Below are 20,707 nucleotides of genomic sequence, written 5' to 3'. Positions count from 1 at the left end.
AGGCATCCGCGTGCCAGGGAATCGATGCCAGAGTCATGCGAATGAAGCACGTGGTTTTGCGAGTCTGCTCAGCTACACGTCAGCAAAGCTATCGGGTGCCTTGTTCATCATAGAAATGATGAACTACTACTTTCTGTGGACAAAGGCGAATAAGACCGCTGATGACAAGCTCGCGATGCTGTACAACTTTTTTACGCCAGATGACCTTGAGAATTGGCTGTCGAGTTGCCCTTTTGGAACTTCGCCGGACCCTGAACGTGAGTTAGAGAAACAGCGATCGGATTTTGAAGCTGCGCTAGTGGCTAAAGGATTTAAGGATGGCAACTGAGGCGAATGCGTCCCCCGTGCTCCTGAGAGGAATCATCACAGGTTTAACTAAACGGCAGGTTTCGTATGGGGCGGTATTTACGGAATCGGATAAGCGCAATATGGAGCGAACCGCGCTCGTCGCTGCGCTGGCCGGTCTCAACGATATCGCGCTCAATCTCAGCAACTCGTCCCAGTTCACGGATACCGTTGGGGATCTCGTTACGTTTAAGTTGGGAGATGAGGAAGTCCGGGCGTGGATCTGGCTGTCAGTATTCGAAAATGGCGACGAAGTTGAGGTTGTGGCGGAGCGGGTAGAGTCTGGGTGGATAGGTTACGCGATCAGGCGATGCAAGGATGGAATCTTGTCTGTTCACCCGCATTGTGAGCGTGGTAGTCGTGCGCTGCTCAAGTTCTTTCTGAAGTGGTCAGTCCTATTCTGGTCTGGATGCGCGTCCGTGTTCACGCTGATTCTGTTTCTTAGAACGATTGGTGATACCGAAGGCCTCGGCACGTTATACGAAGGTGTATTGCTTGCCTGGCTGGCCGTTGAAATTATGGCTGTATGTATCGGATATGGAATCTCACGAAGGTTCAAAAGACAGCTCCCCATGGCCAACAAGATATTCGCGACGTTTGGCTGGAAGAATCCTGCGAATATTGACCTCCCAAAGGCTTCAAGAAAACTCAAGGAAGCGGGTGACACGTGGAGAATGGGTAAGCTGATTTTTCGCTACCGTGAATCGTGAAGATTGGACAGGCGGGAGTAAGCCCGCTCTCCGAGATGGCAAAATTCATGGAGCGCGGGTTGAAGCTTCATAAAATTAAAGCCTCAGCTTTTCCCACCCGCAAACAACGCCCGCTTAACCTTCTGCAACGCCCCATAAGGCGTCACAAAATGCAGCAGGTTTTTCGCGATTCCGGCCCAGTCACGCCAGTTCAGCACATTCAGATAACGCGCCTGCAAACGCAGCGTCGAAGCGATCTGCTTGCGCCGCTTCGTCGCGCTGATACCGCCTTCGTTCAACTCGTAATACAGCCCAAGCTCCGGCAGATTCGCGCAGTCATAGCGCTCCATCAAACGCAGAAACAGATCGAGATCTTCAGCCGCCGGATACTGCAGCCGATAGTTGCCCACATCCAGCACCGCATCGATACGCAGCATCACAGAAGGATGCACGAGCGGCGAGCGCAACATGCGCGTCTTGCGCAGCGTGCGGGCATCGGCGGGCGGGCGCAGCATGAAGAGCGGGGCGCCCGCGCGCGTGACCACCTGCGTCCACGTCCCTAGCGCAGCAAGCTTCGGCTCCGCCTCCATCCGCACACGCTGCTTCTCAAGCCGCAGCGGCGCAGCAAGATCGCCCGCATCGATACGCGCTGCGTAGCGAAACCCACGCGCGGCCAGCGCATTCACACCCGCTTCGAGCGCCCGCTCGATACCGCCGTTCTTCGCCATGCGCAGCACTTCGATCTGCATGCCCGGCAGTTCAGGCGCGACGATAGGCGGCGTGCTGCCGTCATCGACCACGAGCGCATAGACAAGCGCGTCTTCGGCAAACGAAGCAAGCGTGCGATCGACATCGGCCTGACCGTTATAGGCGGGCATCAGCACGGCCACATCAGCAAGTGCGCCCGTGCGGGTCAGGTTCGAAGCAGCGGGAGAATTCATCATGAAGCCAGCTTGAAGCGGATGTAATAGAAGTTCACGCACGCCGCCGCGAGATAACCGATCGCGAGCCCAACCAGCGCGCCATACGCGCCCATGCGCGGAATCGCCACGAGGTTCACCGCGAACGCCACCGCGAGCGCGAGCAGCCATTTGGCGAGCAGGACGTATTTCGCCTGATATTTGAGCACCACCAGATTGCCGATCGCCTCGATGCCGGCGGGCAGCGAGAGCCACACGGCCCAGCGGAAGATGCCGATCGCTTGCGCGTAATCCGGCCCGAACACGCGATGGATGATGAAACCCGCGAGCGCGTCGAGCACCAGCGCACCCGCCACCATCAACGCAGCCGTCATCGCGAACAGACGCACCAGATTACGCTTGAGTTGCGCGGCTTCCTGCACGCGATAGACAAACGCGGGCGCGATGGTCTGCGAAAGCATCAGCGCAAGCGTGATCCAGTTTTCGTTGAGCTGTTGCGCGGCGGAATAACGCCCGAGATCGGCGAAAGAAATCGTGCGTTCGAGCATCAGCCGGTCGAGCTTCAGAAACAGATACATGCAGATCAGGCCGATCCAGAACACCGTGCCCGCCGTCGCGAAATGCCGGAAGAGCGTGCGGTCCACATGCCAGCCGAGCTTGCCGCCGTGACGGCTGCGGTAATACAGCACCAGCACCGCGCCGATGGCCGCCGATTCGATCGCCCACAGCCAGCCGAAGCTGCCCGGCATGAACGCCGCGCGCGCGAGCAGGAACACGAGCAGCGCCTTGACGATGGCGGTGCTCATGCTCGCCAGCAGCTGCGGCTTGCTGTACGTCATGCTCTGCAGCCACGCGTTGATGACGCCCACGAACGGTTCGCGAAACAACATCGTGACCGCGAGGCCTGCGAGCATCGCGCCGACCATCGGATCGGTCGCGCCCATCGCGATACCGCCCCACGTCACGAGCAACGCCACGGCCGACACACCGATGCGCAAGGCAAACGCGCTGCCGAGCACCGTGCCGGTTTCCTCGCGCGGTTTGTTGACAATGGTCGGCACGAGAATTTCGGCGCCGCAGACCCAGGTGATGGGCGCGAGCACCAGCAGCAGCGTGTTGGCGTACTGCCACTTGCCGAACGCATCCGGGCCGAAGTAGCGCGCCAGCACACCGCTGATGACGATGGCCACGGCTATCTGCGTGATGCGCTCGAGGCCCAGCCAGACGATGTTGGCGAAGGCGCGCGTGACGTCGGGGTTGGCGAAGCGTTTGAGGCTCAGCATGCGCGACGCTCGCCGTGAAGAGCGTGGGCACGGCGCGTGCGCACCTGCGGTCCCGTCATGCACGCCGGGTAGTACGCTGGGTCGCGCGTCGGCGCACACGCCAGCACGGGCGCGGATTTTGTCGTCTGGAAGAAACGGCGAGGCATTAAAATAGGTGCGTAACCTTCGGCGGATGCCGAAAACCCGCAATTATAGTTTGTAACGGATCCCTCTTTTCGTAACGGCCGGTCCCGTTCCGGTAGCAAAACATGTTACGAATAGACCCCCCGACTTTCCATCGCACGGTGAGCCTCATCATGATTTCTCAATCGATTTTCAAGGCCTATGACATTCGTGGCGTGATCGGCAAGACGCTCGACACGGATACGGCGTACGCCATCGGCCAGGCGTTTGGCAGCGAGGTGCGTGCGCAGGGCGGCGACGCGGTGGTGATCGCCCGCGACGGCCGTCTTTCGGGTCCGGATCTGTCGTCCGCGCTGGCTGACGGCCTGCGCGCCGCGGGCGTCGACGTCGTCAACGTGGGCATGGTGCCCACGCCGGTCGGCTATTTCGCGGCCAGCGTGCCGCTGAACCTGCCCACGGGCGAGCGCAGCGTCGATTCCTGCATCGTCGTGACCGGCAGCCACAATCCGCCCGACTACAACGGTTTCAAGATGGTCCTGCGCGGCAAGGCCATCTACGGCGAGCAGATTCAGGCGCTGTATCAGCGCATCGTCGACAAACGTTTCGAAACCGGCGCAGGCACCTATGCCGACTACGACATCGCCGATGAATACATCGCGCGCATCGTCGGCGACGTGAAGCTCGCGCGTCCGCTGAAGATCGTGGTCGACACCGGCAACGGCGTCGCGGGCGATCTCGCGCCGCGCCTGTTCAAGGCGATGGGTTGCGAGCTGGTCGAACTGTTCACGGACATCGACGGCAACTTCCCGAATCACCACCCGGACCCGGCGCACCCGGAAAACCTCCAGGACGTGATCCGCGCGCTCAAGGAAACGGACGCCGAAATCGGCTTCGCGTTCGACGGCGACGGCGACCGTCTGGGCGTGGTGACCAAGGACGGCCAGATCATTTACCCGGACCGTCAACTGATGCTGTTCGCGGAAGAAGTGCTTTCGCGCAACCCGGGCAAGCAGATCATTTACGACGTCAAGTGCACGCGTAACCTGGCGAAGTGGGTCAAGGCCAAGGGCGGCGAGCCGCTGATGTGGAAGACCGGCCACTCGCTTGTGAAGGCGAAGCTGCGTGAAACCGGCGCGCCGCTGGCAGGCGAAATGAGCGGCCACGTGTTCTTCAAGGACCGTTGGTACGGCTTCGACGACGGCCTGTACACGGGCGCGCGTCTGCTGGAAATCCTCGCGCGCGTGCAGGACCCGAGCAAGCTGCTCAACGACCTGCCGAACTCCACGGCCACGCCGGAACTGCAACTGAAGCTGGAAGAAGGCGAGAACTTCGCGCTGATCGCCAAGCTCCAGCAGAACGCGAAGTTCACGGGCGCGGACGAAGTCATCACCATCGACGGTCTGCGCGTGGAATACCCGGACGGCTTCGGTCTGGCGCGTTCGTCGAATACCACGCCGGTGGTCGTCATGCGTTTCGAAGCCGATAACGAAGCCGCGCTCGCGCGTATTCAGGCCGACTTCAAGCGCGTGATCCTGGCTGAGAAGGCCGACGCGAAGCTGCCGTTCTGAGCCTCGCCGGGCGCCTGAGCGCCTGAATTGCGCTTATCGCGGCGCCGTGCGGTTTTTCCGCCCGGCGCCGCGCCATTTGCGGCATCCGTTTTGCGATGGCCGTTTATGCTGGCGACTCCTGCGCGCGAGAGCGGGAAGGATTGGGAAGGGCCGGGAAGGCAGTTCTGGCGCTTATATCCGCACTTTTCCCCCGCTTTTTCGCTCAACTCCCCGCGGCGCGCTAAAATTGCGCACCTTTTTTAACCTGTCCGCCTGAATCAGTCCGAGTTTGCCTTGAGCGTGCAAAAGATCCTTATCGTGCGCGTGTCGTCGCTTGGCGACGTCGTCCACAACATGCCCGCCATCGCCGACATCCGGCGGCGGTATCCCGATGCCCAGATCGACTGGCTCGTCGAGGAAAGCTTCCAGTCGCTCGTCGAGCTGGTGCATGGCGTGCGCCGTGCCATTCCGTTTTCGCTGCGCCGCTGGCGCAAGCGCTTGCTGTCGGGCGCCAACTGGCGCGAGATCGGCGCGTTCCGCCGGGCGCTCGCTGCCGAAAAATACGATCTCGTGATCGACTGCCAGGGGCTGATCAAGACCGCCTGGGTCGCGAGCTGGGCGCGCGGGCCGCTGGTTGGCCTCGGCAATCGTACCGATGGCGCGGGCTACGAATGGCCCGTGCGTTTCTTCTACGACCGCTCGATCCGCATCGAGCCGCGCACCCACGTGGTCGAGCGCACGCGCCAGCTGGTGGCGGGCGCACTCGAACTGCCGCCGCCGTCGCCGAATGACGAAATCGACTTCGGTATCGACACGTTCCGCGCCGCCCAGGCGCTCGCGGGCCTCGGCCTGAACCTGCCGGTGCCTTATGTCGTGTTCGTGCACGCCACGTCGCGCGCCGACAAGCAATGGCCCGACGCTCACTGGATCGAGCTGGGCCAGGCGCTGGTGCGCCGTGGCGCGTCGCTCGTGCTGCCGTGGGGCAGCGAGTCCGAGCGCGCGACCAGCGAGCGCCTTGCGCGCGAGTTCGGCGAAGCGGCCATCGTGCCGCCGAAGCTGTCGCTGCCTGCCGTGGTCGGCCTGATCGACGGCGCGGCGGCCACCGTGGGCGTCGATACCGGCCTCGTGCACATCGCGGCGGCGCTGAAGCGCCCGACCGTCGAGTTGTACAATTTCGCGACCGCCTGGCGCACCGGCGGCTACTGGTCGCCGAATGTCGTCAATCTCGGCACGGCTGGCCAGCCGCCCACGCTCGCCCAGGTCAAGGGCGCGCTCGCGGGCTTCGGCCTGCTTTGAGTGGAACGCGCCATGAGCGCAAGCGCGCGGGGTGCGGCAACGTGCTCCAGCTTCTTTGTCGGAAAAGCCTGACAGGCTGCGGTGCATCAAGGCGCGCATTGCGGACCGTGGGGTATAAGGGGCGGCGCGCGCGGCGCCCGGTCCCGAAGCTACGAGCTCCGGCGCGCTGGCGCGCAACCCGGGTACCGGCGGTATCCGCCTCGCTGACAGCCTGCGCAACCGCGCGCGTCGGCGCCTCGATCCGCCGGACTTTCCCGCCAGGCATCCAGATCCATCGCTTCCAGAGGCGACCATGAACGAATCCCAGATCATCGAAATCACTTCCGCCGACTGGCAAGGGCAGTGTCTGCCGATGCCGCGCGAGCAACTGCTCGATGCGGTCGAGCAGGGCAAGGTGCTGTATTTTCCCAAGCTGGAATTCGCGATCGAAGGCGGCGAGCGCGCACTGCTCGATCCGGCCATCGCCGATCCCAAGCGCAAGAACATCAGCCTCGATCCGAACGGCGGCGCGCTGCACGGCGTGCTCGGCGATACGGTGACGCAGTCGGCCGTGCGCGCGCTGGTCGCGCGTTATCAGGCCTGTGCGCGCTCGCTCGTCGACGGTCTCTTTCCCGAGTACACCGGCAAGCTGCGCGTGGCGCCGACGAGCCTGCGTCTGCATCAGGTGGAAACGCGCGAAACCTCGTGGCGCAAGGACGATTCGCGCCTGCACGTGGACGCGTTTCCGTCGCGCCCGAACTACGGCGAGCGCATCCTGCGCGTGTTCACCAACGTCAATCCCAACGGCGCGCCGCGCGTGTGGCGCGTGGGCGAGCCGTTCGAGGACATGGCAAAGCGCTTTCTGCCGAACATCAAGGCGCAGATGCCGGGCTCGGCGTGGCTGCAGAACCTGTTGCACATCACCAAGTCGCCGCGCAGCGAGTACGACCATCTGATGCTCAATCTGCACGACGGCATGAAGGCCGATCTCGATTATCAGAAGGTGTGCCCGCAAGAGACCATCGGCTTTCCGCCGGGCAGCGTCTGGGTGTGTTTCTCCGATCACACCTCGCACGCGGTCATGTCCGGCCAGTTCATGATGGAACAGACTTTCTTCCTGCCGGCGAAGGACATGGTGCATCCCGAATGGGCGCCGCTGGGCATTCTGCAACGCCTCAAGGGCAAGGAACTGGTTTGATGCCGACGATGAGTACGAGCGCACCCGAAGCCCGCGCGGAGGCCCGATGCTAAGGGCGATTTATCGCGCGGCCTGGTGGCTGATCGCGCCGCTCGCGGTGCTGCGGCTGATGATCCGTTCGCGCCGCGAGCGTGGCTATCGCGAGCACGTCTGCGAGCGTTTCGGTCATAGCGCCGGGCGTCTGCCCGAGGACGACACGCCGCTGATCTGGGTGCATGCCGTCTCGGTCGGCGAGACGCGCGCGGCGCAGCCGCTCGTCGATGCGCTGCTGGCGGCGCGCCCCGATGCGCGCATCCTGCTCACGCACATGACGCCGGGCGGGCGCGCGACCGGCGAGCAACTGTTCGGCGATCGCGTGCTGCGCTGCTATCTGCCGTACGACATGCCGCATGCGGTGCGGCGCTTTCTGCGCACCTGGCGTCCCTCGCTCGGTCTCGTGATGGAGACCGAGGTGTGGCCCACGCTCATCGACGAATGCAAGCGCGCCGATGTCCCGCTCGTGCTGACCAACGCGCGCATGTCGGCGCGTTCGTTCAAGCGTGCGGCGAAGTTCGGCGCGGGCGCGCGCGAAGTGTTCGGCGGCTTTACGCGCGTGCTGGCGCAAAGTCCCGCCGATGCCGAGCGCCTGAGCACGCTGGGCGCGCGCAACGTGGCGGTGCTCGGCAATCTCAAGTTCGATATGGCGAGCCCGCCTGCGCTCGTCGCGCGCGGGCGCGACTGGCGCCGGGCGATCGGCACGCGGCCCGTGTGGGTGGCGGCGAGCACGCGCGAAGGCGAAGAGGAACTCGTGCTGGAGGCGTTCGCCGCACTCAAGGTGCCGGACGCGCTGCTGCTGCTCGTGCCGCGCCATCCGCAGCGTTTCGATGAAGTCGCGGGCCTCGTCACGCGCAAGAATTTCAAGCTCGAACGGCGCTCGCAGTGGGCGCCCGCGCCTTCGGTGGAAGGGCAGACGAACGTGCGCGCGTTGCCGCCGGACGTGAACGTGCTGCTCGGCGATTCGATGGGCGAAATGGGCGCGTATTACGCGGCCGCCGATCTGGCGTTTATCGGCGGAAGTCTGCTGCCGCTGGGCGGGCAGAATCTGATCGAAGCGTGCGCGGTGGGCACGCCGGTGCTGATCGGCCCGCACGTGTTCAACTTCACCCAGGCCACCGCCGATGCCGTGGCCGCAGGCGCGGCGCTGCAGGTGCAGGACCCGGCCGATCTGGCGCGCGCGCTGCGCGAACTGTTCGAAGACAAGTCGCGCCGCGTGACGATGGGCGCGGCGGCCTCCGCGTTTGCCGCGCGCCACCGTGGCGCGACGGCGCGCACGGTGGACGTGCTCACCACGCTGTTGCCCGAGCACGCTTCGGCGGCGCTCGATCTTTAAGCGCCGCCTTGACCGACTACGGTGCAAAGACTGCTGACGACGCTCAGGCCGTCAGCAGTCCCTTCTTCTCGATGAAGGCAATCACCTGATCGAGGCCGTCGAGCGCCTTGAGATTGCACATCACAAACGGACGCTCGCCGCGCATCTTCTGCGCATCCGAGGCCATCACATCCAGATTCGCACCCACCATCGGCGCGAGATCGGTCTTGTTGATCACCAGCAGATCCGATTTCGTGATGCCGGGGCCGCCCTTGCGCGGAATTTTCTCGCCGCCCGCCACGTCGATCACGTAAATCGTCAGGTCCGACAGCTCGGGGCTGAACGTGGCCGCGAGATTGTCGCCTCCCGATTCGATAAAGACGATATCGGCATCGGGAAAGCGCGTGAGCATCTGGTCGACGGCTTCGAGGTTGATCGACGCATCTTCGCGGATCGCCGTGTGCGGGCAGCCGCCGGTTTCCACGCCCATGATGCGCTCGGCGGGCAGGGCGCCCGCGACCGTCAGCAGACGCTGATCTTCCTTCGTGTAGATGTCGTTGGTGATGGCGACCAGGTCGTAGCGCTCGCGCATGGCCTTGCAGAGCATTTCGAGCAGCGTGGTCTTGCCGGAGCCCACCGGGCCGCCGACGCCGACGCGCAGCGGCGGCAGTTTCTTGGTGCGTGTGTTGTTCATGAGTCGTGCGATGCGGATGAGGTCGGTTGCGTCAGTGCGTCAGTTGCGGTCAGTTGCGTCAGGAGCGGAATAGCCGCGAATACTGCGATTCGTGCCGCGCGGACAGGATGCCGAGTTGCGGCGCAAAGGTATTGATCGACGCGGGCGGCGTGGCGAGCGCGCGGGCCACGGCGTCTTCGATGCGAGGCCGCAGCGCGACCACGATGCGCTGGCCCGCAAGCTGGCCGAGCGGCACGGCCTTCAGCGCCGCAGCCGTCTGGTTCTCGACCCAGCTGAAGGCGTAGGCCGCGAGCGTCGCCTCGGTGGAGGCCTCGTGCGCCCAGGCCGCGAATGCGAAAGCGGTGGGCTGCGCGATCGGCGTCATGCGTTCGAGCGTGGCGCGCCGCGTGGCATCGCCCCATTCCAGTTGCGCGCACAACTGACGCAGCGACCAGCCCATCTGCGCGGTCTCGCGACGCAATTCCGCCGATTCGCGGCTGGCGATGAATTCCGCGTTGGCGTCGATCAGCGCCTGGGTGGTTTCGGCATCGTGCGTGCGCCAGCGTTCGATCTGATGCGCGAGGTAGGGCAACTCGCCGGGCGCGAGCACGTTGGTCAGACCGTTGGCGATCCAGTGCGCGGCATCGTCGGCATTGGCGATCATGCCGATGTCGATGGCCGCTTCCAGACCCTGCGAGTAGCTGAACGCGCCAATCGGCAAGGCCGGCGAGGCCAGATGCAGCAGCGCGGTGAGTTCAGCGATGTTCATGGCTGTGATCGTGCGCGTGGCCGTCGCAGTGCGCGTGGTCGTGCCCGCAGTCGTGGTCATGCGCGTGGTCGTGCGAATGATCGTGCGAGTGTGCGTGATCGTGCGCGTGCCCGTGATGCTCGTCGAACACGCGCTGCGCGAGCGCGTAGTCTTCGGCAAAGGTTTCGTCGTGGCCATGCCGATGACCGCCGCCGTACGCGCCCGCTTCGGGCTGGAACGGCAACTCCGCGCGCTCGACCTGCGCGCCCAGGCGCTTGAGCATGTCTTCCAGCACGGGATCGGCTTCGAGCTTCAGTTCATCCGTGCCCACTTCCACGGGCGTGTGGCGGTTGCCCAGGTGATAGGCGGCGCGCGTGAGCGTGAGGCGCTCGTGCGCGCGCACGCGCAGCACGCTTTGCGCGGCCGCGATCACGCGCACGAGACCGCCATCGTCGGCGACCAGCATGTCCCCTTCGCGCAGGATCGTGCCGCGCGGCAGCACGATGCCGACTTCTTCGCCACTATCGAGCGTGGCCGCGAAGCGGCTCTTGCAGCGCATGTCGTACGGCAGCGTGAGCGTGGGCGCGCGCTTGACCAGCACGTTCGCGAGCTTTGCAGTGAGTCGTTTGTCGATCGTGCGCATATCAGAACTTCAAAATCGTCAGAACAGGAAATAGCGTTGCGCCATCGGCAGGACCGTGGCGGGTTCGCAGGTGAGCAATTGTCCATCGGCGACGACCTGATAGGTCTCGGGATCGACGCTGATCGACGGCTGCCACGCGTTGTGGATCATGTCGGCTTTCGTGACGTTGCGGCAGTTGCGTACCGCCACGATACGCTTTTGCAGACCGTAGCGCTCGGGCATGCCCAGATCGAGCGAAAGCTGCGAAACGAAGGTCAGCGAGGTCTGCGTGAGCGCACGTCCGCGCGTGCCGAACATCTCGCGATAATGCACCGGCTGCGGCGTGGGAATCGACGCGTTCGGGTCGCCCATCTGCGCGAGCGCGATCATGCCGCCCTTGAGAATGAGGGACGGTTTGATGCCGAAGAACGCCGGGTCCCAGAACACCAGATCGGCCCATTTGCCCGGCTCGATCGAACCCACTTCATGCGCGATGCCGTGCGTGAGCGCCGGATTGATCGTGTACTTGGCGACATAGCGTTTCGCGCGGAAGTTGTCGTTGCGCGAACTGTCCTGGGGCAGCGCGCCGCGTTGCACCTTCATCTTGTGCGCGGTCTGCCACGTGCGGATGATCACTTCGCCCACACGGCCCATTGCCTGGGAATCCGAAGAAAGCATCGATAGCGCGCCGAGATCGTGCAGGATGTCTTCGGCAGCGATGGTCTCGCGGCGGATGCGCGATTCGGCAAAGGCGATATCTTCGGCAATCGACGGATCGAGGTGATGGCAGACCATCAGCATGTCGAGGTGTTCGTCGAGCGTGTTGACGGTGTAAGGGCGCGTGGGATTGGTCGAGGAGGGCAGCACGTTCGCTTCGCCGCACACCTTGATGATGTCCGGTGCGTGGCCGCCGCCCGCGCCTTCGGTGTGATACGTGTGGATCGTGCGGCCCTTGAACGCGCCCACGGTGGCTTCGAGGAAGCCCGATTCGTTGAGCGTGTCGGTGTGGATCGCCACCTGCGTATCGGTTGCGTCCGCAACGCTCAGGCAGTTGTCGATGGCCGCGGGCGTCGAGCCCCAGTCCTCGTGCAGCTTGAGACCGATGGCGCCCGCCGCGATCTGTTCTTCCGCCGGTTCGGGCAGGCTCACATTGCCCTTGCCGAGAAAGCCCAGATTGATCGGCCAGCCGTCGGCGGCCTGCAGCATGCGCTCCATATGCCACGGACCCGGCGTGCAGGTGGTGGCATTGGTGCCCGTCGCCGGGCCCGTGCCGCCGCCGAGCATCGTGGTCACGCCGCTCGCCAGCGCCTCGTCGATCTGCTGCGGGCTGATGAAGTGAATATGCGTGTCGATGCCGCCCGCCGTGACGATCTGGCCTTCGCCCGCGATCACTTCCGTCGACGCGCCGATCGGAATCGTCACGCCCGGCTGCACGTCGGGATTGCCCGCCTTGCCGATGCGCCAGACGCGGCCGTCCTTGATGCCGATGTCGGCTTTCACGATGCCCCAGTGATCGAGGATCACGGCATTGGTGACGACGGTGTCGGCCACTTCGGCGTGCAGGCGCTGCGACTGGCCCATGCCGTCGCGAATCACCTTGCCGCCGCCGAATTTCACTTCATCGCCATAGACGGTGTAGTCGCGCTCGATTTCGATGAGCAGGTCGGTGTCGGCGAGACGCACGCGGTCGCCGGTCGTGGGGCCGAACATCTCCGCATAGGCGCGGCGGCCGATCTTCAAAGTCATATCGGATTCCTGATGAATTCGAAACGTGATGCAGGCGTGCCGCTCAGAGCGGGCCCATCACCTTGCCGCTAAAGCCATAGACGGCGCGATCGCCCGCGAGCGCAACCAGTTCGACGGTGCGTTCCTGGCCGGGCTCGAAGCGCACGGCGGTGCCTGCCGCGATGTTCAGGCGAAAGCCGCGCGTGGTCTCGCGATCGAACGCCAGCGCGTCGTTGACTTCGTAGAAGTGGAAATGCGAGCCGATCTGCACGGGACGATCGCCCGTGTTCGCAACCGTTACGGTCACGGTTTCGCGGCCCACATTGAGTTCGATTTCGCCATCGTCGATCAGCATTTCGCCGGGGATCATGGTGGGTTCCTCGCGGCTCAGGGAATCGGATGGTGAACGGTGACGAGCTTGGTGCCGTCGGGGAAGGTGGCTTCGACCTGGATGTCCGGGATCATCTCGGGCACGCCGTCTATCACGTCGTCGCGCGTGAGCAGCGTGGTGCCGTAGTGCATGACCTCGGCGACGGTCTTGCCGTCGCGGGCCGCTTCCATCAGCGCGGCGCTGATGAAGGCCACCGCCTCGGGGTAATTGAGCTTGAGGCCGCGGGCGCGGCGCCTTTCGGCGAGCAGCGCGGCGGTGAAGATCAGGAGCTTGTCTTTCTCGCGTGGCGTGAGCTTCATCGTTCTGGGTCTTGGGTGTTCGCTGTGTATCGCTGTGTGCTTTTCTCGCGCGCGGGCGGCAAGGCTGATGCAAAGCGAGTACGCGCGCGCTCTGGATTTGCGCCAGATCAGCTTACGGGAGCCAGGTTACGGCCAGCTTGCAGCCTCGCACGCAAAACGCGCGAATCAGTGCAAGCTGACAGCAAGGGTTGTGCCAATGAAGGGGACAGCGTGAATGCACCATTTACAGCGCTGGAGCGCACTGTAATGGCGTTTTTGTGAGGCGATGTTGTGCATCGGCGCGTGGGTGCGCGCCGTGATGGTGCGTGGGTGCGTGGGGCTTACGTCGTCCAGAGACGCAGCGGCGCACTCTTGACGCCGTGCACGAACGGGCGCAGTTGCGACCAGCATTGCGCCAGCGTGTTCTGCAGCGGTTCCATCGAGCGGGCGACCACGCGCACGAGCAGCACGCCCGGCGCGACACAACTTGCGCCCGAGCGCAGCGCATCGTCGAAGGGCAGCGTGGCGGCGAGGTCTTGCGCGAGCGCGTCGTTGCACGCGGGCCCTATCGCCCACAGCACGCCGAAAGCGGGGTAGCCCGCGAGACCTTGTGGCGCGTCGCGCAGGGGATCGGCGGCGTCGATCAAGGCGCGCTCGAACCAGAGCAGTTGTTCTTCGGCTTCGGGCGTCGCGTCAGGTGCCCCCGCGCGCACGACGCGCGTGAGCGAGCGCACCATGCCCGCCGACCAGCGCTCGCCCGCCGCCTGGCGGCCAAGCTGCATGGCATCCCAGCCGATGGCGGTGGCGCCTTCGCCGAGCGTCAGCGCGAAGTCCAGTTCGGCGTGGGCGTGATCGAAGACGAGATTGTTCTGCGGCAGCCAGTCGAGTTTCGCGCCGGCGCCCAGGCGCACGTCGATGCGCTGGCGCGCGACGCGGCCGTTCGATTTGTACCACTTGGTCGCGCCCGGTGTGGTGACGACCGCATGCGCGCCATCGCCGACGTTGACGTCGATATCGAGCCGGTCGCCGCCCGCGATGCCGGCTGGCGGATGCACGATGACCGCGTGGCAGATCGCATCGCCTTCAGGGTAGAGCGGTCGTTGCACGCGCAACGGCCCGACGTGCAGCCGGTGCGTGAGCGCAGTGCGCGCTTCCTTCTGCAGCTCGAAGCCGAGTTCGAGTTTCGCGACCCATTCCGGCGGGGCGATGTTGCGCAACGTGGTGTTGGCGAGCGCGGCGTGATCTTCGTGGAGCGACATGCGCGATGAAGTGCGAAAGCTAGGACAGGTGGCGAGGATAGCACGCGTGCCAATGGGCGCCGATCGGACGAAAATCAGGCGCCGGGAAGCCGGCGCGCGCGTAGCAGTCCTTTTTTCGCTGGCCCCTCAAACCGCAATCAACTCGCGCACGCCATCCGCATCCATCTGCGCGCCTTCACCGCCGGCCACAATCTCGCCGCGACTCATCACCCAGTAGCGGTCCGCAATCGCCTTCGCGAAGTCGTAATACTGCTCCACCAGCAGCACGGTGAGATTCATCTCTTCCACCAGCCTGCGCAGCGTGCGCCCGATATCCTGAATGATCGACGGTTGAATGCCTTCGGTCGGTTCGTCGAGAATCAGCAGTTGCGGATCGCTCATCAGCGCGCGGCCGATCGCGAGTTGCTGCTGCTGCCCGCCGGAAAGATCGCCGCCGCGTCGCGCCTTCATATCCTTGAGCACGGGAAAGAGCGTGTAGATATGCTCGGGCACGCCTTTAGGCATGCGCTTTTTGCTCGCCGCACCCACGAGCAGATTTTCTTCGACGCTCAGGCGCGGAAAAATATCGCGGCCTTGCGGCACATACGCAAGCCCCTGCGCGACACGCGCATGCGTCGGCAGTTTCGTCAGCGCATGCTCGCCCCAGGCGATCGTGCCGCTTTTGGTCGGCACCACGCCCATCAGGCAGCGCAGCAGCGTGGTCTTGCCCACGCCGTTGCGGCCGAGCAGCACGGTCAGTTCGCCTTGCGGCACCGTCATCGAGACATTGCGCAGGATGTGGCTGCCGCCGTAATACTGGTTCAGCGATTCGATATTCAGCATGGCTAAAGATATCCGTTGATATCCGGTGGTGACGCATTTAGCGTCCCAGATACGATTCGATCACGGTTTCGTCGCGTTTCACTTCGTCGAGCGTGCCGTGCGCGAGCACGCGGCCCTCGGCCATCACCGTGACGCGGCCAGTCTCGCCTGCCAGCGCGGCGACAAACTCCATGTCGTGCTCGACCACCATCATCGAGCAACTGCCGCGCAGACGGTTGAGCAGGGCGGCCAGTTCCATGGTTTCGTCGTCGGTCATGCCGGCGGCCGGTTCGTCGAGCAGCAGCAGTTGCGGCTTTTGCATCAGCAACATGCCGATTTCGAGCCGCTGTTTCTGCCCGTGCGAAAGCTCGCCCGCCAGACGCCGCGCGTCGCTCTCCAGCCGGATGATTTCCAGCGTCTGCTCGATCTTCGCCTGGGCGTCGCGGTCGAGCCGCGCGCGCAAGGTGGCGAACCAGCCTTTATCGGCCTTCATCGCCAGTTCGAGGTTTTCCCACACCGGATGCTGCTCGAACACGGTCGGCTTCTGGAACTTGCGGCCGATGCCCGCGCGCGCGATCGACGGTTCGTTCATGCGCGTGAGGTCGAGCGTCTGGCCGAGAAAGACCTTGCCGGAATCGGGCGAAGTCTTGCCGGTGATGACGTCCATCATCGTGGTCTTGCCCGCGCCGTTCGGGCCGATCACGCAGCGCAACTCGCCCGCGTCGATGGCGAGCGACAGCTGGTTGAGCGCGCGAAAGCCGTCGAAGCTCACGGTCACGTCTTCCAGATAGAGGATCGTGCCGTGCGAGATGTCGATGGCGCCGGGCTCCACCACATGGCCCATGCTGGCCACACCCGAAACGGTCAGCGTGTCCGCTTCGTCGAACGGGTTGTGATTGAGCGGGTCGTTGAGCAAAACGTGTCCGTTCATGCGCGTTTGCCTCCGAGACGTTTCATCGCCGCTTCGATCAGGCCCATGATGCCGTTGGGCAGCAACAGCGGCACCAGCACGAAGATGAGGCCGAGAAAGAACAGCCAGTATTCGGCGAAATAGGCCGTGAAAAAGCTCTTTGCGCCATTGACCGCGAAGGCGCCGATGATCGGGCCGATCAGCGTGCCGCGTCCGCCCACGGCCACCCAGATCGCCATTTCGATCGAGTTGCCCGGCGACATTTCACTCGGGTTGATGATGCCGACCTGCGGCACGTAAAGCGCACCGGCAATCCCGCACAGCACGGCCGAAAGCGTCCAGATAAAGAGCTTGTAGCCGAGCGGGCTGTAGCCCAGAAACATGAGGCGAGTCTCACCATCGCGCACGGCGGTCACCACGCGGCCGAGCTTTGAGGTGACGATCGCGCGCGCCCCGAGAAACGCGAGCACGAGCACCGCGAAGGTCATCAGGAACAGCACGGTACGCGTGCCCGGATGCGTGATCGGCATGCCCGCGATGCGTTTGAAATCGGTGAAGCCGTTATTGCCGCCGAAGCCCGTTTCGTTGCGATAGAACAGCAGCATCGCGGCGAAGGTCATGGCCTGCGTGATGATCGACAGATATACGCCTTTCACGCGCGAGCGGAACGTGAAGAAGCCGAACACCCACGCGACCACGGCGGGCACCAGCACGACCAGCAGCAGCGCGACGCCCAGGTGCTGCGTGCCCTGCCAGTACCACGGCAGCGAATGCCAGTCGAGAAACACCATGAAGTCGGGCAGATCGCTGCCGTATTTGCCGTCATGGCCGATCTCGCGCATCAGATACATGCCGATGGCGTAGCCGCCCAGCGCGAAGAAAAGACCATGGCCGAGGCTCAGAATGCCGCAATAACCCCAGACGAGATCGAGCGCGAGCGCAGCAATCGCGTAGCACATCAGCTTGCCCACGAGCGTCATCGTGTAGGCGGAAAGGTGCAGCGCGCTCGATTGCGGCAGCACCAGCGCGCACAGCGGCACGCCCACGCCCATCGCGACGATGAGCGCGATCAGCGCAAGCCACGCGCGGCGCGAGAGCAGGGCGGGCCGCGCGGGCAGGCCGAGCGCGAAGGTCTCGGCGGCGCTGTCGTGCGCGCCGAGCGTATGACGCGGCGAAGTGGAAGTGGCGACAGTCATGTTCAAGCCTCCGCGCTACGGCCCTTGAGGGCGAACAGCCCCTGCGGACGCTTCTGGATAAACAGCACGATCAGCACGAGCACGGCGATTTTCGCGAGCACCGCGCCCCAGAACGGCTCGATCGCTTTCGACACCAGCCCGAGGCCGAAACCGCCGATCACCGTGCCCGCGATCTGCCCCACGCCGCCCAGCACCACGGCCATGAACGAATCGATGATGTAGCTCTGGCCCAGGTCCGGCCCGACATTGCCGATCTGCGACAGCGCGCAGCCGCCCAGACCCGCGATGCCCGCGCCGAACGCGAACGCCCACGCATCGACGCGTGCAGTACGCACGCCCACGCAGGCGGCCATGCGGCGATTCTGCGTGACGGCGCGCACAAAGAGGCCCAGGCGCGTCTTCGTCAGCACGGTCCACGCAATGCCCACGACGATCAGCGAGAACGCCAGAATCGCGAGCCGGTTGTACGGCAGGATGAGGTTCTGCATCACGGTCACGCCGCCGCTCATCCAGGCGGGGTTTTCGACCTGCACGTTCTGCGCGCCGAACAGCATGCGCGTGGCCTGAATCAGGATCAGGCTGATGCCGAAAGTGGTCAGCAGCGTCTCCAGCGGACGGCCATAAAGATGGCGGATCACCAGCCGCTCGATCACCGCGCCGATCAGTGCCGCCGTGATGAACGAAGCCGGAATAGCCAGCAGCGGATACCAGTCGAATGCGCCGGGCGCGTAGCGCTGGAACAGCGTCTGCACCACATACGTTGCGTACGCACCGATCATCAGGAACTCGCCGTGCGCCATATTGATGACGCCGATCAGCCCATAGGTGATGGCAAGACCGAGCGCCGCGAGCAGCAGCACGCTGCCAAGCGACAGCCCCGCGAACAGCGTGCCGAAGATTTCGCTGCGGCGCTGGATCGAATCGAGCGCTTCGATGCCTTGCTGCGCGGTGGCGCGCACATCGGCATCGGGTTCGTTGAAGGCGCCGCTCGCGTTCTTCGCAACCAGCGGACGCAGCAGTTCGTACATGTCCAGATCGTGGCGCGCCGCGACCAGCTTCGCGGCTTCGAGACGCGTCGCCGTGTCGGGGTCGTGCAGCGCCGTCATGGCCCAGAGCGTGTCGAGACGGCGCTTGAGCGCGGGATCGGTTTCCTTCGCGCGGGCCGCGTCGATCATCGGCTTCATCGACGGATCGGGGTTCTTCAGCAATTCGGCGATGGCGGCGCGGCGCGTTTGCACATCGGGCGCCGCGAGTTGCAGGCCCGAAAGCGCGCCCGCGACCTTGGAGCGCAACTGGTTGTTGAGCGTGATCGGTTGCGCGCTGGCCGCCACATTCGCGGCGACGGCTTTGCCCGTTGCGGCGTCGTGCGCGCTTTGGCCATCCGTGCCGTCCTGAACCAGCACTTCGCCGGCGTCCGTCGCGGTGACGTTGTCTTCCGATAAGGCCTTCAGGAGTGCGAGCGAAGCAGCGTCGTGCGTGGCGATGAGTTTGTCGATGGCCGCGGATTTCGCGTCGAAGTCATCGGCGCCGAGCGGCGCGACATCGGCGGCTTCGAGCGCATGCGCGCTTGCGCCAAACATCGCAAAGAGCGCAGCGGCGGCGAGCGCATGGCGCAGCCCCGTGCGGGCAAACCTCGAGAATGAGAGAGCCATGATGTTTTCTTCTTGATGCGGGGCGCGCGGCAAGGTGCAGTCGAACAGCAGTCGAACTGCAGTCGAAGTACGCTGCCGCGCGTCCCGTCGGGCAGATCACGCGCTTCACGCAAGCCGCTATGCGTGAAGCGCCGGTGCTTCAATCGAACATCGCCGGCTTGTTATGCCGTGCGCGAACGGCGCAGGAATGCGGGCAGCACGTCTTGCGTCACGACATCGGGCTTGCCTTCGTTGCCGGCGATAAACGGGCTCCACGGCTGCGCGCGAATCGCCGTTTTGGTCTTCCACACCACGTTGAACTGACCGTCGCCGCGAATTTCGCCGATCATCACCGGCTTGTGCAGATGGTGATTGCCGTCCATTGTCAGCGTGAAGCCCGAAGGCGCGGCCACGCTCTGGCCGATCATCGCCGTGCGAACCTTGTCGACATCGGTGCTCTTGGCCTTCTCCACGGCCTGCTTCCACATATGGATGCCGACAAACGTCGCTTCCATCGGATCGTTGGTGACGCGCTTCGCGCCGCCCGGCAGGTTGTTGGTCTTCACCCAGGCTTCGAACTGATCCTTGAACTTCGTGTTCTGCGCGCCCTTCACCGACATGAAGTAATTCCACGCCGCCAGATGGCCGACGAGCGGCTTCGTGTCGATGCCGCGCAGTTCTTCTTCGCCCACCGAGAACGCCACCACCGGCACGTCCGTGGCCTTGATGCCCTGATTGCCGAGCTCCTTGTAGAAGGGCACATTCGAATCGCCGTTGATGGTCGAGATCACCGTGGTCTTGCCGCCTTGCGAGAAGGTCTTGATGTTCGCGACGATGGTCTGATAGTCGCTATGACCGAACGGCGTGTAGACTTCCTGAATATCGCTGTCCTTCACGCCCTTCGAGTGCAGGAAGGCGCGCAGGATCTTGTTGGTCGTGCGCGGATACACATAGTCGGTGCCCAGCAGGAAGAAGCGCTTGGCGCTGCCGCCTTCGGCGCTCATCAGATATTCCACCGCCGGAATGGCCTGTTGATTGGGCGCTGCGCCGGTGTAGAACACGTTGCGCGACATTTCCTCGCCTTCGTATTGCACCGGGTAATAGAGCAGGCCATTGAGTTCTTCGAACACCGGCAGCACCGATTTGCGCGACACCGACGTCCAGCAACCGAACACGCACGCCACCTTGTCCTGCGTGAGCAACTGGCGCGCTTTCTCGGCGAACAGCGGCCAGTTCGACGCCGGGTCCACCACCACGGGCTGAATCTGGCGGCCCATCACGCCGCCGTTTTTGTTGATGTCGGAGATCGTCATCAACGCGGTGTCTTTGAGCGAGGTCTCGGAGATCGCCATCGTGCCCGAGAGCGAATGCAGAATGCCGACCTTGATGGGGCCGCTGCCCGTGTCGGCGTGTGCGAAGGGCACGCGCCCTGCGACTGCGAGTGCGCCCGACATCGTCCCGAATTTCAACAGACTGCGACGTTTCATTGCATTGCCCCTATGGGTGAAGTCATGGTCGTGGCGCATCTGGTTATGCGCCGCCTGTTCGAGTCAGCGTATTGCCTTGTTGTGTTGCAGCGTTGCGGGGCTATTACTGCAAGGGTTGTGCCAGTCACTTGAATCAGCGCGACACCGGCAGCAGCAAGGCATGGACGCTGTGCATGACGTGCTGCGCGGCGCAAAAAGGCGGGCGAATCTGGTGCAGCGGGACGCATGTTCGGGCGCGTTGCATCGTTGCAGTGCGCC

At 64.1% G+C, this 20,707-nt stretch carries 20 protein-coding genes; 6 read left to right on the top strand and 14 right to left on the bottom strand.

Annotation, left to right across the window (positions count from 1 at the left end; genetic code table 11):
* Positions 1–10: 10 nt before the first annotated feature.
* Positions 11–328 carry a hypothetical protein gene (locus G3N59_RS03800; RefSeq protein WP_205981216.1) on the top strand — a complete coding sequence of 106 codons (318 nt, stop codon included), beginning with the start codon at positions 11–13 and terminating at the stop codon, positions 326–328.
* Complete coding sequence (locus tag G3N59_RS03795; RefSeq protein WP_205981215.1) at positions 318–1,055, top strand: putative type VI secretion system effector; 738 nt, start codon at positions 318–320, stop codon at positions 1,053–1,055. Before G3N59_RS03800 ends, G3N59_RS03795 begins: the two co-directional genes overlap by 11 nt.
* 83 nt (positions 1,056–1,138) lie before the next feature.
* Here G3N59_RS03795 and G3N59_RS03790 read toward each other — a convergent pair whose 3' ends face one another.
* Together G3N59_RS03790 and G3N59_RS03785 are read right to left on the bottom strand one after the other, a co-directional pair.
* Positions 1,139–1,975, bottom strand: coding sequence for a glycosyltransferase (locus tag G3N59_RS03790; protein WP_205981483.1), 837 nt, complete (start codon positions 1,973–1,975; stop codon positions 1,139–1,141).
* Positions 1,975–3,237: an oligosaccharide flippase family protein gene (locus tag G3N59_RS03785; RefSeq protein ID WP_205981214.1), complete on the bottom strand. Its 1,263-nt coding sequence runs from the start codon at positions 3,235–3,237 to the stop codon at positions 1,975–1,977. The genes G3N59_RS03790 and G3N59_RS03785 overlap by 1 nt, the downstream gene beginning before the upstream one ends.
* Positions 3,238–3,533: 296 nt before the next feature.
* Here G3N59_RS03785 and G3N59_RS03780 point away from each other — a divergent pair, with 296 nt between their 5' ends.
* The 4 genes from G3N59_RS03780 to waaA all read left to right on the top strand — a co-directional run bounded on the left by G3N59_RS03780 (position 3,534) and on the right by waaA (position 8,749).
* Positions 3,534–4,928, top strand: a complete 1,395-nt coding sequence (locus G3N59_RS03780; RefSeq protein ID WP_205981213.1) for a phosphomannomutase/phosphoglucomutase — start codon at positions 3,534–3,536, stop codon at positions 4,926–4,928.
* Positions 4,929–5,207: 279 nt separating this feature from the next.
* Positions 5,208–6,203: a lipopolysaccharide heptosyltransferase I gene (gene waaC, locus G3N59_RS03775; protein WP_205981212.1), complete on the top strand. Its 996-nt coding sequence runs from the start codon at positions 5,208–5,210 to the stop codon at positions 6,201–6,203.
* 292 nt (positions 6,204–6,495) lie between these two features.
* Positions 6,496–7,380: a Kdo hydroxylase family protein gene (locus G3N59_RS03770; protein ID WP_205981211.1), complete on the top strand. Its 885-nt coding sequence runs from the start codon at positions 6,496–6,498 to the stop codon at positions 7,378–7,380.
* A gap of 46 nt (positions 7,381–7,426) precedes the next feature.
* On the top strand, positions 7,427–8,749 hold the full coding sequence (gene waaA, locus G3N59_RS03765; protein WP_205981210.1) for a lipid IV(A) 3-deoxy-D-manno-octulosonic acid transferase: 1,323 nt from the start codon (positions 7,427–7,429) through the stop codon (positions 8,747–8,749).
* A 43-nt stretch (positions 8,750–8,792) separates the two neighbouring features.
* On the opposite strand, the gene ureG is transcribed toward waaA, so the two are convergent.
* The 12 genes from ureG to urtA all read right to left on the bottom strand — a co-directional run bounded on the left by ureG (position 8,793) and on the right by urtA (position 20,449).
* Positions 8,793–9,422, bottom strand: a complete 630-nt coding sequence (gene ureG, locus G3N59_RS03760; RefSeq protein WP_205981209.1) for an urease accessory protein UreG — start codon at positions 9,420–9,422, stop codon at positions 8,793–8,795.
* 58 nt (positions 9,423–9,480) lie between these two features.
* Positions 9,481–10,170 (bottom strand): urease accessory protein UreF, encoded by a 690-nt coding sequence (locus tag G3N59_RS03755; RefSeq protein WP_205981482.1) that lies wholly within the window; start codon positions 10,168–10,170, stop codon positions 9,481–9,483.
* Positions 10,157–10,792 carry an urease accessory protein UreE gene (gene ureE / locus G3N59_RS03750; protein ID WP_205981208.1) on the bottom strand — a complete coding sequence of 212 codons (636 nt, stop codon included), beginning with the start codon at positions 10,790–10,792 and terminating at the stop codon, positions 10,157–10,159. The genes G3N59_RS03755 and ureE overlap by 14 nt, the downstream gene beginning before the upstream one ends.
* Before the next feature lie 18 nt (positions 10,793–10,810).
* The gene (gene ureC, locus G3N59_RS03745) at positions 10,811–12,517 is read right to left on the bottom strand and encodes an urease subunit alpha (protein ID WP_205981207.1); all 1,707 of its coding nucleotides are present in this window, start codon (positions 12,515–12,517) and stop codon (positions 10,811–10,813) included.
* Between the two features lie 43 nt (positions 12,518–12,560).
* Complete coding sequence (locus G3N59_RS03740) at positions 12,561–12,866, bottom strand: urease subunit beta (protein ID WP_205981206.1); 306 nt, start codon at positions 12,864–12,866, stop codon at positions 12,561–12,563.
* 17 nt (positions 12,867–12,883) lie between these two features.
* The gene (gene ureA / locus G3N59_RS03735; RefSeq protein WP_205981205.1) at positions 12,884–13,186 is read right to left on the bottom strand and encodes an urease subunit gamma; all 303 of its coding nucleotides are present in this window, start codon (positions 13,184–13,186) and stop codon (positions 12,884–12,886) included.
* Positions 13,187–13,506: 320 nt separating this feature from the next.
* A complete protein-coding gene (locus G3N59_RS03730; RefSeq protein ID WP_205981204.1) occupies positions 13,507–14,424 on the bottom strand; it encodes an urease accessory protein UreD in 918 nt (305 codons plus the stop codon).
* 126 nt (positions 14,425–14,550) lie between these two features.
* Positions 14,551–15,246 (bottom strand): urea ABC transporter ATP-binding subunit UrtE, encoded by a 696-nt coding sequence (gene urtE, locus G3N59_RS03725; RefSeq protein WP_205981203.1) that lies wholly within the window; start codon positions 15,244–15,246, stop codon positions 14,551–14,553.
* 37 nt (positions 15,247–15,283) lie between these two features.
* Positions 15,284–16,069, bottom strand: a complete 786-nt coding sequence (gene urtD, locus G3N59_RS03720) for an urea ABC transporter ATP-binding protein UrtD (protein WP_241023189.1) — start codon at positions 16,067–16,069, stop codon at positions 15,284–15,286.
* A gap of 83 nt (positions 16,070–16,152) precedes the next feature.
* The gene (gene urtC, locus G3N59_RS03715) at positions 16,153–17,331 is read right to left on the bottom strand and encodes an urea ABC transporter permease subunit UrtC (RefSeq protein WP_205981201.1); all 1,179 of its coding nucleotides are present in this window, start codon (positions 17,329–17,331) and stop codon (positions 16,153–16,155) included.
* A 2-nt stretch (positions 17,332–17,333) separates the two neighbouring features.
* Positions 17,334–18,983: an urea ABC transporter permease subunit UrtB gene (urtB, locus tag G3N59_RS03710; RefSeq protein WP_205981200.1), complete on the bottom strand. Its 1,650-nt coding sequence runs from the start codon at positions 18,981–18,983 to the stop codon at positions 17,334–17,336.
* A gap of 161 nt (positions 18,984–19,144) precedes the next feature.
* Positions 19,145–20,449 carry an urea ABC transporter substrate-binding protein gene (gene urtA, locus G3N59_RS03705; RefSeq protein WP_205981199.1) on the bottom strand — a complete coding sequence of 435 codons (1,305 nt, stop codon included), beginning with the start codon at positions 20,447–20,449 and terminating at the stop codon, positions 19,145–19,147.
* Positions 20,450–20,707: the final 258 nt, after the last annotated feature.

The sequence above is a fragment of the Paraburkholderia sp. Ac-20340 genome, assembly GCF_017104965.1.
Taxonomy (GTDB): domain Bacteria; phylum Pseudomonadota; class Gammaproteobacteria; order Burkholderiales; family Burkholderiaceae; genus Paraburkholderia.
This window is presented reverse-complemented; position numbering and strand designations above follow the sequence as displayed.

What these genes read in the sequence shown, in the direction of transcription:
- G3N59_RS03795 (WP_205981215.1), top strand. Translation starts at nt 318, where the DNA reads ATGGCAACTGAGGCGAATGCGTCCCCCGTGCTCCTGAGAGGAATCATC.
- G3N59_RS03790 (WP_205981483.1), bottom strand. Translation starts at nt 1,975, where the DNA reads ATGAATTCTCCCGCTGCTTCGAACCTGACCCGCACGGGCGCACTTGCT.
- G3N59_RS03785 (WP_205981214.1), bottom strand. Translation starts at nt 3,237, where the DNA reads ATGCTGAGCCTCAAACGCTTCGCCAACCCCGACGTCACGCGCGCCTTC.
- G3N59_RS03780 (WP_205981213.1), top strand. Translation starts at nt 3,534, where the DNA reads ATGATTTCTCAATCGATTTTCAAGGCCTATGACATTCGTGGCGTGATC.
- G3N59_RS03770 (WP_205981211.1), top strand. Translation starts at nt 6,496, where the DNA reads ATGAACGAATCCCAGATCATCGAAATCACTTCCGCCGACTGGCAAGGG.
- waaA (WP_205981210.1), top strand. Translation starts at nt 7,427, where the DNA reads ATGCTAAGGGCGATTTATCGCGCGGCCTGGTGGCTGATCGCGCCGCTC.
- ureG (WP_205981209.1), bottom strand. Translation starts at nt 9,422, where the DNA reads ATGAACAACACACGCACCAAGAAACTGCCGCCGCTGCGCGTCGGCGTC.
- G3N59_RS03755 (WP_205981482.1), bottom strand. Translation starts at nt 10,170, where the DNA reads ATGAACATCGCTGAACTCACCGCGCTGCTGCATCTGGCCTCGCCGGCC.
- ureE (WP_205981208.1), bottom strand. Translation starts at nt 10,792, where the DNA reads ATGCGCACGATCGACAAACGACTCACTGCAAAGCTCGCGAACGTGCTG.
- ureC (WP_205981207.1), bottom strand. Translation starts at nt 12,517, where the DNA reads ATGACTTTGAAGATCGGCCGCCGCGCCTATGCGGAGATGTTCGGCCCC.
- G3N59_RS03740 (WP_205981206.1), bottom strand. Translation starts at nt 12,866, where the DNA reads ATGATCCCCGGCGAAATGCTGATCGACGATGGCGAAATCGAACTCAAT.
- ureA (WP_205981205.1), bottom strand. Translation starts at nt 13,186, where the DNA reads ATGAAGCTCACGCCACGCGAGAAAGACAAGCTCCTGATCTTCACCGCC.
- G3N59_RS03730 (WP_205981204.1), bottom strand. Translation starts at nt 14,424, where the DNA reads ATGTCGCTCCACGAAGATCACGCCGCGCTCGCCAACACCACGTTGCGC.
- urtE (WP_205981203.1), bottom strand. Translation starts at nt 15,246, where the DNA reads ATGCTGAATATCGAATCGCTGAACCAGTATTACGGCGGCAGCCACATC.
- urtD (WP_241023189.1), bottom strand. Translation starts at nt 16,069, where the DNA reads ATGGGCCATGTGGTGGAGCCCGGCGCCATCGACATCTCGCACGGCACG.
- urtC (WP_205981201.1), bottom strand. Translation starts at nt 17,331, where the DNA reads ATGACTGTCGCCACTTCCACTTCGCCGCGTCATACGCTCGGCGCGCAC.
- urtB (WP_205981200.1), bottom strand. Translation starts at nt 18,983, where the DNA reads ATGGCTCTCTCATTCTCGAGGTTTGCCCGCACGGGGCTGCGCCATGCG.
- urtA (WP_205981199.1), bottom strand. Translation starts at nt 20,449, where the DNA reads ATGAAACGTCGCAGTCTGTTGAAATTCGGGACGATGTCGGGCGCACTC.